The sequence below is a fragment of the Methylobacter sp. S3L5C genome (assembly GCF_022788635.1).
In the GTDB taxonomy this organism is placed as follows: Bacteria; Pseudomonadota; Gammaproteobacteria; order Methylococcales; family Methylomonadaceae; genus Methylobacter_C.
Genome location: NZ_CP076024.1, coordinates 1,226,818 through 1,245,153, shown reverse-complemented (window position 1 = coordinate 1,245,153; position 18,336 = coordinate 1,226,818). Strand labels below are relative to the sequence as shown.

General features: G+C 43.7%; 11 protein-coding genes, 2 rRNA genes and 1 pseudogene. 5 read left to right on the top strand and 9 right to left on the bottom strand.

From position 1 onward, the window contains the following. Positions 1 to 24 precede the first annotated feature (24 nt). Positions 25 to 1,385: pseudogene (locus tag KKZ03_RS05745) on the top strand (IS4 family transposase). A 29-nt stretch (positions 1,386 to 1,414) separates the two neighbouring features. Here KKZ03_RS05745 and KKZ03_RS05740 read toward each other — a convergent pair. After that, positions 1,415 to 1,645, bottom strand: a complete 231-nt coding sequence (locus KKZ03_RS05740) for a transposase (RefSeq protein ID WP_371744862.1) — start codon at positions 1,643 to 1,645, stop codon at positions 1,415 to 1,417. A 281-nt stretch (positions 1,646 to 1,926) separates the two neighbouring features. On the opposite strand from KKZ03_RS05740, the gene KKZ03_RS05735 reads away from it, so the two are divergent. After that, positions 1,927 to 4,035, top strand: coding sequence for a bifunctional (p)ppGpp synthetase/guanosine-3',5'-bis(diphosphate) 3'-pyrophosphohydrolase (locus tag KKZ03_RS05735; RefSeq protein WP_243220570.1), 2,109 nt, complete (start codon positions 1,927 to 1,929; stop codon positions 4,033 to 4,035). Positions 4,036 to 4,236: 201 nt separating this feature from the next. Beyond that, complete coding sequence (gene polA / locus KKZ03_RS05730; RefSeq protein WP_243220569.1) at positions 4,237 to 6,951, top strand: DNA polymerase I; 2,715 nt, start codon at positions 4,237 to 4,239, stop codon at positions 6,949 to 6,951. Between the two features lie 155 nt (positions 6,952 to 7,106). Here the strand turns inward: polA and yihA are convergent, their stop codons facing one another. Next, positions 7,107 to 7,748 (bottom strand): ribosome biogenesis GTP-binding protein YihA/YsxC, encoded by a 642-nt coding sequence (yihA, locus tag KKZ03_RS05725; protein WP_243220568.1) that lies wholly within the window; start codon positions 7,746 to 7,748, stop codon positions 7,107 to 7,109. 113 nt (positions 7,749 to 7,861) lie between these two features. Here yihA and KKZ03_RS05720 point away from each other — a divergent pair, with 113 nt between their 5' ends. Together KKZ03_RS05720 and KKZ03_RS05715 are read left to right on the top strand one after the other, a co-directional pair. Then, positions 7,862 to 8,551, top strand: a complete 690-nt coding sequence (locus KKZ03_RS05720; RefSeq protein ID WP_243220567.1) for a cytochrome c — start codon at positions 7,862 to 7,864, stop codon at positions 8,549 to 8,551. Positions 8,552 to 8,621: 70 nt separating this feature from the next. Continuing rightward, positions 8,622 to 9,245: a thiol:disulfide interchange protein DsbA/DsbL gene (locus KKZ03_RS05715; protein ID WP_243220566.1), complete on the top strand. Its 624-nt coding sequence runs from the start codon at positions 8,622 to 8,624 to the stop codon at positions 9,243 to 9,245. A gap of 55 nt (positions 9,246 to 9,300) precedes the next feature. Here the strand turns inward: KKZ03_RS05715 and KKZ03_RS05710 are convergent, their stop codons facing one another. The 7 genes from KKZ03_RS05710 to KKZ03_RS05680 form a co-directional block, all read right to left on the bottom strand. After that, complete coding sequence (locus KKZ03_RS05710; protein ID WP_243220565.1) at positions 9,301 to 9,855, bottom strand: DUF2058 domain-containing protein; 555 nt, start codon at positions 9,853 to 9,855, stop codon at positions 9,301 to 9,303. Positions 9,856 to 10,104: 249 nt separating this feature from the next. Next, positions 10,105 to 11,649 (bottom strand): alpha-isopropylmalate synthase regulatory domain-containing protein, encoded by a 1,545-nt coding sequence (locus KKZ03_RS05705; protein WP_243220564.1) that lies wholly within the window; start codon positions 11,647 to 11,649, stop codon positions 10,105 to 10,107. A gap of 98 nt (positions 11,650 to 11,747) precedes the next feature. Continuing rightward, positions 11,748 to 12,368 (bottom strand): uracil-DNA glycosylase family protein, encoded by a 621-nt coding sequence (locus KKZ03_RS05700; RefSeq protein WP_243220563.1) that lies wholly within the window; start codon positions 12,366 to 12,368, stop codon positions 11,748 to 11,750. 84 nt (positions 12,369 to 12,452) lie between these two features. Next, complete coding sequence (leuD, locus tag KKZ03_RS05695) at positions 12,453 to 13,064, bottom strand: 3-isopropylmalate dehydratase small subunit (protein ID WP_243220562.1); 612 nt, start codon at positions 13,062 to 13,064, stop codon at positions 12,453 to 12,455. A gap of 23 nt (positions 13,065 to 13,087) precedes the next feature. Next, the gene (gene leuC / locus KKZ03_RS05690) at positions 13,088 to 14,485 is read right to left on the bottom strand and encodes a 3-isopropylmalate dehydratase large subunit (RefSeq protein WP_243220561.1); all 1,398 of its coding nucleotides are present in this window, start codon (positions 14,483 to 14,485) and stop codon (positions 13,088 to 13,090) included. A 258-nt stretch (positions 14,486 to 14,743) separates the two neighbouring features. Beyond that, positions 14,744 to 14,859, bottom strand: a 5S ribosomal RNA gene (rrf, locus tag KKZ03_RS05685). A 225-nt stretch (positions 14,860 to 15,084) separates the two neighbouring features. Next, a 23S ribosomal RNA gene (locus KKZ03_RS05680) occupies positions 15,085 to 17,977 on the bottom strand. Between the last annotated feature and the right edge of the window lie 359 nt (positions 17,978 to 18,336).

Below are 18,336 nucleotides of genomic sequence, written 5' to 3'. Positions count from 1 at the left end.
CAAAGTCTGATCAATAACTTAACCATGCCAGCTATTAAAAAAAACCGTATTCAGCAGCAAATTGACCGCTTCAAAAAGTCATTTTTGCAATCCCAAGGACTAGGTGTTGAGGATTTTTTTCAGCCGACAGCATTACCAACATTATCGCCAATACCCCGCATAAACGCTCCTCGGTGTTCTTGCCCTTAGTCACGCTTAAAGCTTTCATTTTCCAAGTATTAAGTGATGACGGTTCCTGTAAACAGGCAGTGGCAGGCGTATTGATTGATCGTATCGTCGATGGACAATCAGCCAATACGGTTAACACGGGACCTTACTGTAAAGCCCGACAACGCTTACCACTAAAGGAACTCAGAGCAGCCACCACAGCTGCTGGTTTGCGTCTTCATAACCAGTCTCTGGCCGCGTGGCGATGGAAGGGTTATAACGTTGTCCTTACTGATGGAGCAACGGTGCAAATGCCAGATACACCAGAGAATCAGGCAGACTTTCCTCAGCTGGATAGTCAAAAGCCTGGTTTGGGCTTTCCGATTGCTCGCATGGTTGTGTTGATTTCTTTGGCTGCAGGAACCGTGCTCGACTATAGCCTGGGAGCCTATCAAGGCAAAGGAACTGGCGAAACATCGTTACTCAGTCAACTGTTTGGCAGCCTGTCAGTTGGCGACTTGCTGATGGCGGACCGCTATTACTGTACCTTCGCCATTATTGCGCTCTTGCAGGCTCGTGAAATTCCTGTGCTATTTCCACTACATGCCCGGAAAAAAGTAGATTTCAGCTTGGGTGTCTACCTGGGTGCAAGAGATCATTTGATTGACTGGACGAAACCCAAACGGAAACCGGTGTGGATGTCCAAGCAGGACTATAGCGACTTGCCGGAATCGATTACCGTCCGAGAGTTTGCGGTAAACGGCAGAATCTATTTGACCACCTTACTAAATGCAAAGGGCTTTCATAAGCAAGAGCTGGCTATGCTTTATAAGCAGCGCTGGAAAATTGAGCTGGATTTTCGTTCCATCAAAACCAATATGGGCATGGAAATATTACGGTGCAAAAAACCTGACATGGTAAGCAAGGAGATAGCTATCCACTTATTGGCATACAACATCATTCGTGGCAATTTGGCACAGGCAGCCAGCCTGCATGAGAAGATACCCCGCCAACTGAGTTTCAGGTCAGCAGTGCAACTGGTCATTCAAGCCGCCAAGCAGATGGTAGGCTTGACAGGGAACCAACTCATAAGCGCCTTGCGTGAATTATTAAAAGCGATGGCATCAACGGCCATTGGAAAACAAAAACGTAAGAGCCAGCCAAGAGCAGTCAAACGCCGACCAAAACCCTTTCCTTTGCTGATGGTGCCAAGAAACGAGGCATGTTTAAGCCTCTGACTTTGTTTTTTATATTTGCGGTAGCAGTATTAACCCCATATGCCATTGATACACCAACGTGAAAAACGCTTGAAGATGCTATTCCATTTACCATACGTTGACGGTAATACACGCCACTGTGCTCCCGTACGTAATATCCACAAAATGGCATTAACAAACTGCCTGCAAATATCGGGTAAACCGATATGAACTCCAGGCAATTTTTTTAAGCTTGCCAAAATACGAGTCCACTCTTCATCACTTAATGTTATCCGCTTCATTTCATTCAAAACGACTTATTCTACCGGATTGGTGAAACGTCAACAGAACCTAGCGTAGCCAAATATATTTTTAAAGTAACGACTATTAGTTGGGAGGCCAATAAAATCGGTACATATAATTTTTATGATCCTGTTGAAAAATTGGTTCCTTAAGATCAGGAAGCTAGAGCTTCCTAAGCTCAGCTTGGGAACCAGGGAATATCAACCTGAATTGTTACTGATGAATGCCTTACAATGCGGCTTTTGATTGCCAAGTTTCTGTAATCGTCTACAATCATTTGATGCAAAAAAACATTGATCCAAATAAACACCTTTTTAGTAATTTATCTGCTGCCGATGACGAGCAGATAGATCGTGCCTTGACGATTATCGCGAGCATCCCTGACGACCCGCATTATTACCGGCCTAAAGGCGTTGAGATTGCGGCAATTTTACGCGATTACAATGTGGATTTTAAAACCATACTCGCGGCAATATTAAGTGATCCGCGTTTGTCAGAACTCAAACCCTTACCTGATATTAAAGGGCAGTTTGGTGACACTATTGATGCCTTGGTAAAAGATGTCAACTGGTTGAATACATTAACGGTTTATTCACCGGAAATGAACAAAAAGCCCAATGAGGCAGAAACATTACGACGAATGTTATTGTCCATGACCCAGGATGTCAGGGCAGTATTAATCAAACTGGCTTACCGGATTCATCGACTGCGTAATTTACCCAAAGAATCGTATGAGATGCGTCACTTTATATCCAGGGAAACACTGGATATCTATGCACCAATCGCCAATCGGTTGGGCGTTCATCAGTTTAAATGGGAACTTGAAGATATGGCTTTTCGGTATTTGGAGCCGCAAGCGTATCTCCAGATTGCCAAATCTCTTGCCAATAATCGTGAGCAACGAGAAAACTGTATCAACAGTTTTACTGAACTGTTACAAAAACACCTTACAGAAGAAAATATAAGCTGTTCTTGTTATGGTCGGCCCAAACATATTTACAGCATTTGGAAAAAAATGCAGAAGAAACAATTGAATATAGATCAATTGTATGATTTGTTGGCGGTGCGGGTGATCGTTGATAACTTAACCAACTGCTACACCGTATTGGGTATTGTTCATGGTTTATGGCAATACATTCCCAAAGAATTTGATGATTACATTGCCAATCCTAAAGAAAATGGCTATCAATCATTGCATACCGTCATTTTAGACACGCAAGGCAATCGTATTGAGGTGCAGATTCGCACGCAGGAAATGCACGATTATGCGGAACTTGGCGTCGCAGCGCATTGGTCATATAAAGAAGGTGGCAAGCCGACGACCGAGATGGAAAAACGCGTTGCCTCTTTACGCAAACTGCTGAAAGAAAATCACAGCGATGAGGCATTAAGTGATGATTTCCGTAGTGAATTATTTAATGACCGAGTTTATATTTTAACACCCGCCGGTAAATTGATAGATCTGGTAAAAGGCTCAACCCCACTGGATTTTGCTTATGCCATTCATACTGAAATAGGCCATCGTTGCCGTGGAGCAAAAATAAACGGCAGGATCGTGCCACTAACCTGTAAGCTAAAATCCGGCGAACAGGTAGAGATTTTAACGGCTAAAGAGGGTGCACCCAACCATAATTGGATAGATCCCAATCTGGGCTATTTAAAATCATCGCGCGCTATCAGCAGAGTAAAAAGCTGGTTTAGAAATCAACAGCAAACAGAAAATATAGCGCGTGGCAAAACTATTCTGGATAAGGAAAGTAAGCGACTGGGCTTAAAAATGCTGAACATGGTCGACATGCTGAGTTATTTTAAACAACCCAATACTGATGCTTTACTTGAGGCGATAGGCCGTAGCGATATTAATAGCAGACAACTTGCCGGCTATTTAAAAATACCCGAACTGGAAGATGTACCCGTCACAATCCGGCCGAAGAAGCTTTCAGAAAAATCGGTGATTTCGGTGGCAGGTATCGATAATGTAGAAACGTCGTTTGCACACTGTTGCTCGCCGGTACTGGGTGATGACATTATCGGTTATATTTCCCACCATAAAGGCATCACAATTCATCGCACAGATTGTAAAAACGTTACGCAGCTGAGCATTGAAAAACAGCCTCAGCTTATTTCGGCTGAATGGGGTGCAAAAAAAGCCAGCCATGCCGTGCCTATTGTCATTCATACTTTTAATGCACAAAATTTGCTAAACAATGTATCGCAGATTTTAGCGCAAGCCAAAATTCATATTTTAAACGCGGCACTGGATACCCATCCCGATTTTTCCGCCGTTTTAAATATGACTATTCAAATAGAAAACACCAGTCAATTAAGTCAGGTTCTTGGTAAGATAAATTGTTTGCCTAATATAATGGAGGTTAAGCGTAAAACTTGACAGGATACATAAGCGCAGACCGCCACGAATTGCGCTTTTGTTGAAAACCCTTAACCGAAGGGGACAAAATGTAAAAATCGATGAGATTGCCGATAAGGTTTTTAACTTTTAGCCGATCTTTTTGATCCCTACGAGAAAACCAAGTAAAGAGGTAAAATACCGCATCCGGTTTTAGGCCTTTAACCTTGCATCTTAAATTCCATGTCACAACAAACACAAAAACGCCTGATTCTGATTGACGGCTCCTCTTTTTTATTTCGTGCTTATCATGCAATTCCACCCTTAACCAATCCTCTGGGCGAACCTACCAACGCCGTTTACGGCGTGTCCAACATGCTGCGGAAACTGATAGCCGACTATCAAAGTGACTACATCACCGTGGTTTTTGATGCGCCAGGTAAAACCTTTCGCAATGATCTTTATGACCAATATAAAGCTCACCGGCCGCCGATGCCTGACGATTTGCGCGTACAAATTGAACCCTTGCACCACTTGATTCGGGCTATGGGTTTACCCTTGATTATGGAACCTGATGTTGAAGCCGACGATGTTCTCGGTGCCTTGGCGCAATATGCGGAAGGGCAAGGTTTTGATGTCATTATTTCTACTGGCGATAAAGACATGGCACAACTAGTCACCGACCATATTATCCTGGAAAATACCATGTCCAACACGCGCATGGATATTCAGGGTGTTATCGACAAGTTTGGTGTCAAACCGGAACAGATTATTGATTATCTGGCATTAATGGGCGATAGCAGCGACAATATTCCCGGCATACCCAAAGTGGGTCCAAAAACGGCGGCAAAGTGGCTGGAACAGTACGAAACCCTGGAAAATCTGGTCGCTAATGCCGATAAAATTACCGGTAAAATTGGTGAAAGCTTGCGTGCCAGCCTGCATCAGCTGCCGTTGGCCAAACAACTGACAACCATCAAATGTGATCTTAATTTACCTTATGACATGGAGGATTTAAAACGTAACCCTATAAATACGGCCGAACTAAAACAAATGTTAGCCGAACTGGGATTTTTATCGTGGTTTAAAATGCTCGATAACCAGGTAGAAACCATCGTTGTTAAAGAAGAAGCTAAACCGGCTCTTATCGAATCCAGTTATGAAATCATACTGACCCATCAGCAGTTTGATCAATGGTTTGAACAACTCGAAAATGCACAACTGTTTGCTTTTGACACCGAAACCACCAGCCTTGATTACAGTAAAGCAGAGATAGTCGGCGTTTCCTTTTCGGTAACTGCTGGTAAAGCCGCTTATATCCCGTTAGCCCATAATTATGCGGGTGCACCTGACCAGCTAAATCGTACTGAAATACTGGAAAAACTCCGTCCACTACTTGAAAACCCTAATAAAGCCAAGTTGGGGCAAAATCTTAAATATGACGCGCATGTACTTGCCAATCACGGCATAACCCTGCGAGGCATCGCTCATGACACCATGCTGGAATCTTATGTCTTAAACAGCACGGCAACCAAACATAATATGGATGATCTTGCCAAAGAATATTTAGGATTGACGACTATTCATTATGAAGAGGTTGCCGGCAAGGGCGCGAAACAAATCCCGTTTCAGGAAGTAACCATCGAACAAGCCGCTCCATATGCCGCTGAAGATGCGGATATTACTTTGCAACTGCATCAAGTTCTGATGGCCAAGCTGCAACAACACCCAGCCCTGCTGACCTTATATTCGGAAATAGAAGTCCCGCTGATCAGTGTGCTTGCGCGTATTGAAAGCAATGGCGTACTGATTGATACGGCCATGCTGTCTCAGCAAAGTCTGGAACTGGCCAGTCATATTGTCGCTATTGAACAAATGGCTCATGACCTCGCAGGACATACTTTCAATTTAGGTTCACCAAAACAAATTCAGGAAATTCTTTACGACCAGCTAAAAATACCTGTTTTAAAGAAAACACCTAAAGGCCAACCCTCAACTGCAGAGTCGGTACTACAGGAACTGGCGATTGATTATCCATTGCCCAAGCTGATTCTGGATCACCGTAGCTTAAGCAAATTAAAATCGACTTATACCGACAAACTGCCACAACAAGTTGATGATAAAACCGGTCGTGTACACACGTCGTATCATCAAGCGGTAGCCGCTACCGGCAGACTATCGTCTTCCAATCCCAACTTGCAGAACATCCCCATCCGCAGCGAAGAAGGCCGCAAAATACGACAAGCGTTTATTGCACCGCAAGGCTATAAAATCGTGGCCGCTGATTATTCGCAAATTGAATTACGGATTATGGCACATTTATCTGCTGATGCCGGCTTGCTAAAAGCCTTTAGCGCTGGCGAGGATGTTCACAAGGCAACAGCATCAGAAGTATTTGGTGTAGCTGTTGATCAAGTGACCACTGATTTGCGCCGTTCCGCAAAAGCGATTAACTTCGGACTGATTTACGGCATGTCTTCTTTTGGTCTGGCGCAACAACTGGGTTTGTCACGTAGTCAGGCGCAATCGTATATAGACTTGTATTTTACCCGTTATCCGGGCGTTAAAAATTATATGGACCGTATCAGGGATCAAGCCCGTGAACAGGGCTATGTGGAAACCTTATTTGGTCGCCGCTTATATTTACCCGAAATAAAATCACGTAATGCAGCGCGCCGCCAATATGCTGAACGCACTGCTATTAATGCACCCATGCAAGGCACTGCTGCCGATATTATTAAACGCGCCATGATTGGTACTGATCAGTGGTTACTTAAAGAGAAACCGGATGCAAAAATGATTATGCAAGTTCACGATGAACTGGTATTTGAAGTGGCAGAAGATCAAATAGAATGCTATAGCGCCATGATTAGAAATATTATGAGTTCAGCCGCTGATTTAAGTGTACCGCTGATTGTTGATATAGGAGTGGGTAATAACTGGGACGAAGCGCATTAAAAAATTTTAATCTTTCTGAAACTTTTATGCCTGCTTAAAGTCGTAGACACGCAATGCCTTCTTGGCATTGAATCAGCCGTTCCCCCTCAGTGTAGCGGCTGATTACTCTTAAAACCCTAAAGTATTTTTTAAATTTTAGGGTTTTTTTTAAAGCTTTATTCCCCTTCGCCTTCCAATTGTGGCTCTAATTCAAACTCATCAACCGGCATAAAAAAAAGATCAATGGCTTTATGCACTTCATCAATACCCGTTTTTTTCAACGATGAAAACAACTGTATCGTCAATGGAAAGTTAATATCACCCAGTTCTTTTTGGACCTGCATTAAAGTATTTTTTGCAGCTCCATAATTTAATTTATCAGCTTTGGTCAACAATATATGTAAAGGTAAACCGGTGTGCTGACACCATTCAATCATCTGCCAATCAAATTCAGTTAAAGGATGACGTACATCCATGACTAATACGATTCCACACAAGGACTTGCGCTGGGTTAAATATTTTTCCATTAACTCATGCCACTTTTTCTTGACCGCTATAGGGACTTTGGCATAACCATAGCCTGGTAAATCAACAAATCGCTCCGTTGCATTAATTTCAAAAAAATTGAGCATTTGGGTTCTGCCCGGAGTTTTACTAATTCTGGCTAAACCATGTTGCCTGGTCAGCGTATTAATTGCACTCGATTTGCCTGCATTTGAGCGCCCTGCGAAGGCCACTTCCCTGCCCTGATCTTCAGGTGTGTCTTTAAGATCAGGTGAACTGTTAATAAATTTTGCTTGGTGATAAACCGGGTTCATCGTTGCCTCGCTTAAGCTTGCTAATTAGAGTAGAATCCGGCTACACTCAGCAGCCTGAATACATATATTAAAGGCTTCCGTAAAATGACTACTTTATTCCAAAGGGGAAACCGATGAAAAAAAAACTGCTGGCACTTTCACTAGCCCTGGCGTTTACCAGTACTTCAGGTATTTTACATGCAGAGAGCAGTATTAGTGCAGGAAAAGAAAAAGCGGCCGCCTGCGTCAGTTGTCACGGAGACAATGGTAACAGCATGGTATCAACATTCCCCAAGCTTGCACAGCAGCATTCTTCATACCTTATAAAACAGTTACAAGCCTTTAAAACCGGCACACGCAAAAATCCCATGATGTCAGCAATAGCGATGGGATTGACTGATGAAGACATGATTAATATCGCGGCATACTACGCGATACAAAAAGTGTCAGCAAACGAGCTACCGATTTTGGATGACGAAGACGACGATGAAAAACCTGCCACTGCAGAAGGCGAGAAAAAAGCAGATGCTAATGCGACGATTGATACCATTATTGCCCAAGGCAGTGACTTGTATCGTAATGGCGATTTAACCAGAGAAGTCTCCGCCTGTATTGCCTGTCATGGCCCGTTTGGTGAAGGTAACAAACCCGCAGCATTTCCGTTATTAAAATCACAACATGCTGATTATCTAATAAAAACACTCACTGACTTTAAATCTGGCGCTCGTAGTAATAACCCTGACAATATGATGCATATGATTGCCAAAAAAATGACTGATGAGGAAATCAAAGCGGTTTCTTATCGTATTTCAATGATGAAATAAACTAAAAATGTCGGGGTCATTAGCGCTATATTATGCTATTCAAACCATACTCTCTATTGAGAACTAAATTATGCTTAAAAAAATTACTCAATCTGTTCTGTTAGTCTTGTTACTTTCCAGCTCTTTTCTGTTAAAAGCTGAACCTGCAGTAGGCTATGAAACACTTTCACCGGCTCAACCCACACAAAACCCGGACAAAATTGAAGTCATTGAATTCTTCTGGTACGGCTGCCCGCATTGCTACAGCTTTGAACCTTTACTTGAAAAATGGGCAAAAAATCTGCCTAAAAATGTTGAATTTATCCGTCAGCCTGCTGCATTTAATGAACTTTGGAGTAAACATGCCAAAGCTTATTACACCGCTGAAGCCTTAGGAATTGTTGATAAAGTTCATGGTGATTTTTTTGATGCTGTGCAAAACAAAAAAGAAACTCTCGATACTGAAGAAGCATTGGCCAAATTTTTTGCAGCACATGGTGTTAGCGAAAGCCAATTTAAAGAAGCTTATAATTCCTTTGTCGTCGATGCCAAAATGCGTCAGGCACCTCTCATGGCGGCTCGTTACGGTATAACCGGAGTTCCTGCCGTTATTATTAATGGCAAATACAAAACCAATGGCACTTTGGCCGGATCTCATGAAAAGATGATTGAAATTATCAATCATCTGATTAAGCAGGAAAGCGCTAAAAAATAATAGTGCCGGGGGCCAATATAGATTTGCCCCCCCTTTTTTTATTTACAACATAGCATTACCACATCAAATCATCCGGGATTTGATAGCCCGCATAAGGATCGTCATTATTATCAATGGTACTGGCGATTGGCTCATTATGAACAATAACACTACCTGCATCACGTAAGCTTATTTTTTTTGCTACCTCAGACGAAACCACTTCATAACTTGCTCCCCACTTTACTACAGCCAGTTTGCCACGAATAATTTGATCCCGCATGGTTTCAGAGACATATAATGTCTTTACCTTATTCTTATCATTAAAATGATAAGCTATGCCATCAGCGTCTTTAGGCAATCGGTTTAATTCAATCAATTGTTTAACTTGTGCAATCAGGTGTTTTTGCTCTTCTTGCTGCTTGATTAACTGATTAAGTTCGCGGTCTCTTTCGACTTTTTCTGCCTGTGCTTTTTTAACCAGCTCTTTGGCTTCATCAACCACAGTTACATTATTCTGACGCTGATGCTGAGTTTGTTTTCGTTTATCGGATTTAGCACTTTTAGCGTGAGCGGAACTCACCAAACCGGATTTTAGTAATTGTTCCTGTAACGATAGCTTTTGTTTACTCATCGACCAAATCTCTCACGTTATAAATTTATAGGGTGTAATTTATGTTTAAATATATGTCAGGAATACACTAATGATCTATCATTCCGTAAGAAAAAGGCAATTTATTCGACTTTTTAGTAGGGATTGCGGACATGCTCCCGCTGCTCCTACAGAAATTAATTAAGACAACGATTCGGGGAGGTATTTTTTTAGAGTTACCTTAAGTTTATTATTTGCCGAAAAGGATAGCCTATTAACTACCCGATATTTTTAAGCAGGATTTGTATCAAATTCATGCAACTGCATATTAATAATTTTTAACGCAGCCAAGATACCGGAAAAAACCTGATTAGCATGTACAGCACGGGTTTTACGTAAGCTCCCGCCGCAATCCCAGGTAATCACACACTCAGTTAAAGCATTGGTATGGCCGCCCCTTGGAATTCTGACTTCATAATCAGCCAATGCCGGCAAGGTATAGTGATGTAATTTCATCACCTTGTTAATGGCGTCTATAAAAGCATCAAAACCTCCATTACCGGAACCTGAAGCAATATGCTTGGAGCCGTTGACATTGACACGAATACTGGCTGTTGACTCTAAATCAAGACCACTGGTAATGGAGCAATTCAGCAATTTTATATGTTGATAATCTTTACTTTCCAGGACATCGGCAATAATAAAAGGCAAATCATCTGTGGTGATGGTCTGTTTTGAGTCGCCCAAACTAACAATTCGTTCCAGCACTTTTTTCTGATTTTCTTCAGAGAGATCAAGTTCTAGCTGTTCCAGATTTTTTTTCAATGAGGCTTTGCCACTCATTTTACCCAGAGCGTAACTTCGGGTACGAGAAAAGCGTTCTGGGCCTAATTTGGTTTTATATAAACCGCCCTTTTGATCACCATCAGCGTGAATCCCTGCGGTTTGTGTAAAGACATCGGCACCAATAATGGGTGCATTAGCGGCAACCCGTTTTCCGGAAAAATTTTCAACCATATTACTGATACGAACAATATGCCTCTCATCAATAGATAACTGCATATTCATCTTATCTCGCAATACCACCGCAACTTCAGCAAGTGAAGCATTACCGGCCCGTTCACCCAGGCAATTAATGGTACAGTGTATAGAGTTTACACCAGCCCGAACAGCCGCCATGACATTTGCCGTTGCCAGTCCGTAATCATTATGGGGATGAAAATCAAATTGTAATTCCGGATAGCGGTTACACATATCGCTGAGGTTATTAAATACCTCTTCGGGTGATAAAACACCCAGTGTGTCGGGCAACATGAAGTGCTTGATACCCGAATGCCGCAAATTATCCATTAAACCATAAACATAATCGGGACTGTCTTGATAACCGTTTGACCAATCCTCAAGGTAAACATTAACCTTCAGACCTTTTTCCAAGGCATAATCAACAGTTTTCAGAACATCGTCAGTATGCTGAGCCAGTGTTTTTCCCAACTGTTCACGACAATGTTTTTCGCTGCCTTTGGTCAGTAAATTGATTACCCCGCCACCCGTTTCCAAAATCCAGTCAACACTTTTGGTATGATCAACAAAGCCAAGTACTTCAACGCAACCAACGAAACCTTCCTGTTGTGCCCATTGGTTAATGTTGGTGACCGCCTCTTTTTCGCCCTGAGAGACCCGGGCAGAAGCAACCTCAATCCGGTCAACCTTTAATGACTGTAACAGGGCTTTGGCAATATGTACTTTTTCTGTAGGCGTAAAAGAGACACCTTGAGTTTGTTCACCATCACGCAAGGTGGTGTCCATTAGTTGAATGGTTCTGGAATCGGTGGGCATAGTTAGTGACTGTTATTTTTCATGATTGATTTTTAGTTACCTATAATAAAGTTCAGCTATCAGCTTTACCTATCATACATACTAACCCGACACGGCTATTAAATACTTCTCCAGTCATCAAAATTATCCAACTGATAAACCCACTTTTCAGCGTCTTCATTAATTGGCTTAAGATGTTCCCTGATTTTTTTACTCGCCATTTCCAAGCCATCATATGCTATTTGCGCTGATGGGTGTGGCATGGCTATCCACTTTAAAGACTTATCATTTATCAGCTGTTTTCTGATACAACCAATAAATACTGATTGTGCTGTATTACCAAGTAATACGATGATATTAGGAGCCAAGCCAAATTTCTTATCAGTAGAATTAAAGTACTTGATTACCTCATTCATATTGTTTGTGACATAATCCGAAACAGTATTTGAACCTGGCGTCGGGTCACCCTGAATTGGGTTCAAAGCCATAAATCTGAAATTATCAAATATATTGCCTATATTTTTATCATTTATACCGTTTAGCATGATTTCACATCGTCTAAAAAACGGTTTATTCTTGTGATACTTATTTTTTGGTGCCGCAGTTCTAAACCAATCTCCCATATCTAAAATTCCGCTATTGGGTTTATCTCCATTGGGTTCAGATGCAACAAAAAGTATTCTTTCCTCTGCCTTATTCCATTGATTAATATCATAAGGTGTAAATTTCCAGCTATCCATTTTTACCCCGGTATAACTTAAAAGTTAAGCGCGTAAGCCGGGATAAACGCTTTAAGTAAATCCCGGCCCGGCAATCTAAAATCCTTAAGCCCACAACCAGGGATAAGTTTCCTTATGATGTTTTTCATACTCGGTGATCTTGTCGACATGCTTCAAGGTCAAGCCTATATCATCCAAACCGCTTAATAAATTGCTTTTACGAAACGGGTCTATGTCAAAGGTAAAACCATTACCCGCCGGCGTGATAACTTGCTGGCTTTCCAAATCAACCACAAAGCGCACACCTTCATTGGCACTAATCTCTGCCATTAATTTGTCTAGTTGCTCTTTGTTAACCTTTATCGCCAGGATGCCGTTTTTAAAACAATTATTATAAAAAATATCGGCATAGCTGGTAGAAATAATGGTGTTAAAACCATAATCTGCAATTGCCCATGGCGCATGTTCACGAGAAGAACCACAACCAAAATTATCGCCAGCAACCAGAATTTTGGCTCCTTTAAATGCAGGCTTGTTTAGTTCAAACTCAGCGTTATCCGAGCCGTCATCATTAAAACGCCAGTCGTGAAATAAATGCACGCCAAAGCCACTTCGTTCAACTCTTTTTAGAAACTGCTTGGGAATAATCTGATCAGTATCAACATTGCTACGATCCATCAAAGCAGCAATACTTTCATGTTTTTTATACGGTTCCATAATTTCTCCGGTTTGCCTGTGTGTTAAAGGTTGCGAATATCGACAAAATGACCAGCAGCTGCAGCTGCAGCTGCCATTGCAGGTGAAACAAGGTGCGTACGCCCACCTTTACCTTGGCGTCCTTCAAAATTACGGTTTGAAGTCGATGCACTACGCTGGCCCTTGGTCAGTTCATCACCATTCATCGCCAGACACATGGAACAACCCGGATCACGCCATTCCCAACCGGCATCAATAAAAATCTTGTCCAAACCTTCTTCTTCAGCCTGCTGTTTCACATGATAGGAACCTGGCACAGCAATCGCCGTGACGCCCTTGGCTACTTTTGTACCTTTTGCTATTTGTGCAGCAATTCTAAAGTCTTCGATACGTCCATTGGTACAAGAACCAATAAAAACAAGATCAACAGGAATATCAGTAATTTTGGTATTTGGTGTCAAGCCCATATAAGCCAATGCACCTTCACACGCTTTGCGTTTTATTTCATCATCAAAGCTTTCTGGAGCAGGAACAACACCATCAACTCCAACAACCTGTTCGGGAGAGGTTCCCCAGGAAACTTGAGGAGCAATGTCGGCAGCATCAAGCGTGACAGTTGCATCAAATACCGCACCCTCATCGCTCGGAAGAGTCTTCCAATAAGCCAATGCCTGATCCCAATGCTGACCGTAGGGTGCAAATTCACGGCCTTTGAGATACTCGTAGGTTTTTTCATCAGGCGCGACTAGTCCGGCTCTGGCTCCTGCTTCAATAGCCATATTACACAAAGTCATCCGGCCTTCCATTGAAAGTGCCTTAATTGCCGAACCGGTATATTCAATTACATAACCGGTACCGCCTGCCGTGCCAATTTTTCCGGTAATTGCCAAGGCAATATCTTTTGCGGAAGCATATTTGGATAATTCACCATTAACTACCACCTGCATGGTTTTGGATTTTTTCTGTGGCAACGTCTGGGTAGCCATCACATGCTCTACTTCGGATGTACCTATGCCAAACGCAAGTGCACCAAAGGCACCATGAGTTGCCGTGTGGCTATCACCACAAACAACGACCATACCCGGATGAACAAAACCATGCTCAGGCACCACGACATGAATTACGCCGTTATTTGGATTTTTCATATCATATAGATTCAAACCGTTTTCACGACAATTTTCAGCCATGGTTTCGATTTGTTTCCGCGCTATCGGATCAGCAATAGGCAGATCACGATTTTTGGTAGGCACACAATGATCCATTGTAGCCAATATGCTATGTGGATTGCGTACTTTCCGTCCAGACAATCTCAATCCTTCAAAAGCCTGAGGACTGGTTACCTCATGCATAAGATGGCGATCAACATAAATCAAAGGAGCCTGTCCAGCCTCGTCAACGACAAGATGGCTGTCCAAAATCTTTTCGTACATGGTCTTTTTCATAGCGTTTTCCAAAGCTTACATACAGGCTCTTTATTGAGCGTATGGCGTGTTACAGGATTTATCCGACAAGCATAGCAGACTATGCATAGCCGAACATTATCTCTCATAATAGCCCTGCTTTGCAATTCAGGGTTATTCAGTTTGGCAATATTACTTGAGTGAAATATCATATTATTTACTAATGCTATTTACGTGCTATTTTTCAGACTAACAGGCAAAAAAAAACCCAAGAGGTTATCTTGGGTTTTTAATTTAAGCGCTTGGCAATTCCCTACTTTCGCATGGCAAACTGCCACACTATCATCGGCGCTAAGCGGTTTCACTTCCGAGTTCGGGATGGGATCGGGTGGTTCACGCTCGCTATGGTCACCAAGCAAACTGGTGTCGCCTCAGGCTATTTTATTTGCCTGTCGACGGTCTTCGGTATGGGATTAGCCATTCCGCTGGAAATCTGTAACAATCGGGTCGTGCTTTTTCTGGTCTTGTTTTTGTTTTCTTTTTGTTCGTTTTCTATACAGTGATTAGCGATAATCGGCTGGCCAAGACAACTATGACTAGTTATCTTGGGCTATAACACGCCCAAACTGATTGGGTGTTATATGGTCAAGCCTCACGGGCAATTAGTACACGTTAGCTTCACACATTACTGCGCTTCCACACCGTGCCTATCAACCTGGTAGTCTTCCAGGGCCCTTCAGGGGACTCATGGTCCCAGTGAGATCTCATCTTGGGAGGGGCTTCCCGCTTAGATGCTTTCAGCGGTTATCCTGTCCGAACGTAGCTACCCGGCAATGCCATTGGCATGACAACCGGAACACCAGAGGTTCGTCCACTCCGGTCCTCTCGTACTAGGAGCAGCTTCCCTCAAATCTCAAACGCCCACGGCAGATAGGGACCGAACTGTCTCACGACGTTCTGAACCCAGCTCGCGTACCACTTTAAATGGCGAACAGCCATACCCTTGGGACCTGCTTCAGCCCCAGGATGTGATGAGCCGACATCGAGGTGCCAAACACCGCCGTCGATATGAACTCTTGGGCGGTATCAGCCTGTTATCCCCGGAGTACCTTTTATCCGTTGAGCGATGGCCCTTCCATACAGAACCACCGGATCACTATGACCTACTTTCGTACCTGCTCGATGTGTCTATCTCGCAGTCAAGCACCCTTATGCCATTGCACTCATTGCCTGATTTCCGACCAGGCTGAGGGTACCTTCGTGCTCCTCCGTTACTCTTTAGGAGGAGACCGCCCCAGTCAAACTACCCACCAGACACTGTCCCCAATCCAGATAATGGATCCAGGTTAGAACTTCAAATAAACCAGGGTGGTATTTCAAGGTTGACTCCACCAAAACTAGCGTTCCGGCTTCTAAGTCTCCCACCTATCCTACACAAATCGATTCAAAGTCCAGTGTCAAGCTATAGTAAAGGTTCACGGGGTCTTTCCGTCTAGCCGCGGGTATACGGCATCTTCACCGCAATTTCAATTTCACTGAGTCTCGGCTGGAGACAGTGTGGCCATCGTTACGCCATTCGTGCAGGTCGGAACTTACCCGACAAGGAATTTCGCTACCTTAGGACCGTTATAGTTACGGCCGCCGTTTACTGGGGCTTCGATCAAGAGCTTCTCCGAAGATAACCCCATCAATTAACCTTCCAGCACCGGGCAGGCGTCACACCCTATACTTCCTCTTCCGAGTTTGCAGAGTGCTATGTTTTTGCTAAACAGTCGCAGCCACCATTTTATTGCAACCCTCTTCAGCTCCATCCGCAAGGGACTTCACTTACCAAGGGCATACCTTCTCCCGAAGTTACGGTATCATTTTGCCTAGTTCCTTCAGCCGAGTTCTCTCAAGCGCCTTAGAATTCTCATCCCACCCACCTGTGTCGGTTTGGGGTACGGCTACTAGTAACCTGAAGCTTAGAGGTTTTTCTTGGAAGCATGGCATCAATCACTTCGTCTCTCCGAGGAGAGTCTCGTCATCACGTCTCAGAATAGAGGTTCCCGGATTTGCCTAAGAACCCTCCCTACTCGCTTAAACTGACACTTCCAACCGTCAGCTGACCTAGCCTTCTCCGTCACCCCATCGCAGTTACTACTAGTGCAGGAATATTAACCTGCTTTCCATCGACTACGCTTTTCAGCCTCGCCTTAGGTACCGACTAACCCTGCGTCGATTAGCGTTGCGCAGGAAACCTTGGGTTTTCGGCGTGGGGGTTTTTCACCCCCATTATCGTTACTCATGTCAGCATTCGCACTTCTGATACCTCCAGCAAACTTCTCAGTTCACCTTCGCAGGCGTACAGAACGCTCCTCTACCGCTCATCTAAAAGATGAACCCGTAGCTTCGGTACTATGCTTAGCCCCGGTAAATCTTCCGCGCAGACCGACTCGACCAGTGAGCTATTACGCTTTCTTTAAAGGATGGCTGCTTCTAAGCCAACCTCCTGGCTGTCTGGGCCTTTCCACATCGTTTCCCACTGAGCATAGATTTTGGGACCTTAGCTGACGGTCTGGGCTGTTTCCCTTTCCACGACGGACCTTATCACCCGCCGTGTGTCTCCCGTGCTCAAACTTGTTGGTATTCGGAGTTTGCATCGGGTTGGTAAGTCGAGATGACCCCCTAGCCGAAACAGTGCTCTACCCCCAACAGTTATACACGAGGCGCTACCTAAATAGCTTTCGAGGAGAACCAGCTATCTCCGAGCTTGATTAGCCTTTCACTCCGATCCACAGCTCATCCCCGCATTTTTCAACATACGTGGGTTCGGCCCTCCAGTAAGTATTACCTCACCTTCAGCCTGGCCATGGATAGATCGCCCGGTTTCGGGTCTAATCCCAGCGACTAAACGCCCTATTAAGACTCGCTTTCGCTACGCCTCCCCTATTCGGTTAAGCTTGCCACTGAGATTAAGTCGCTGACCCATTATACAAAAGGTACGCAGTCACACCACGAGGGTGCTCCCACTGCTTGTACGCATACGGTTTCAGGATCTATTTCACTCCCCTCTCCGGGGTTCTTTTCGCCTTTCCCTCACGGTACTGGTTCACTATCGGTCAGTAAGGAGTATTTAGCCTTGGAGGATGGTCCCCCCATGTTCAGTCAAAGTTTCACGTGCTCCGACCTACTCGTTTTCACTGTATAGCGTTTTCGTGTACGGGGCTATCACCCTGTATCGCCAGACTTTCCAGACTGTTCCACTAACAACTATACAACTTAAGGGCTAATCCCCGTTCGCTCGCCGCTACTAGGGGAATCTCGGTTGATTTCTTTTCCTCCGGGTACTTAGATGTTTCAGTTCTCCGGGTTCGCTCAATACAGCTATGTATTCACTGTAATGTGACCAACTGATGTTGGCCGGGTTTCCCCATTCGGAAATCCGCGGATCAGGGTTAGTTTGCAAACTCCCCGCGGCTTATCGCATGCTACAACGTCCTTCATCGCCTCTCACTGCCTAGGCATCCACCGTATGCGCTTATTCACTTGACCATATAACCCCAATAAGTCTGTTTTCGCCGGTTAGCCCGTCAACAGGGTATTTTCTGTTGGCGGGTTAGCCGGTTAACATCGTTACGTGTTATACCGATCAGCTTTCTTAATCGCTTTTTTCTGTTTTTGAGAACTCATTCGCGTGCTACTCTGTGGTTGCGCTTTAGTAGCCAGCTTGGCTGATTAATTGCTTAATCGGCCAAGTCTTGTTACTATCCGCTGACTTCGTCTGTGTACGCGAACTCGTTGCGTAATCCTGTCACCTTTACAGATCAAGATTACGTTGTTACAGATTTCCAAATTGTTAAAGAGCTATTCGTGTATTCAATAAATACACCAATTCTATAAGGTCTCTGCTG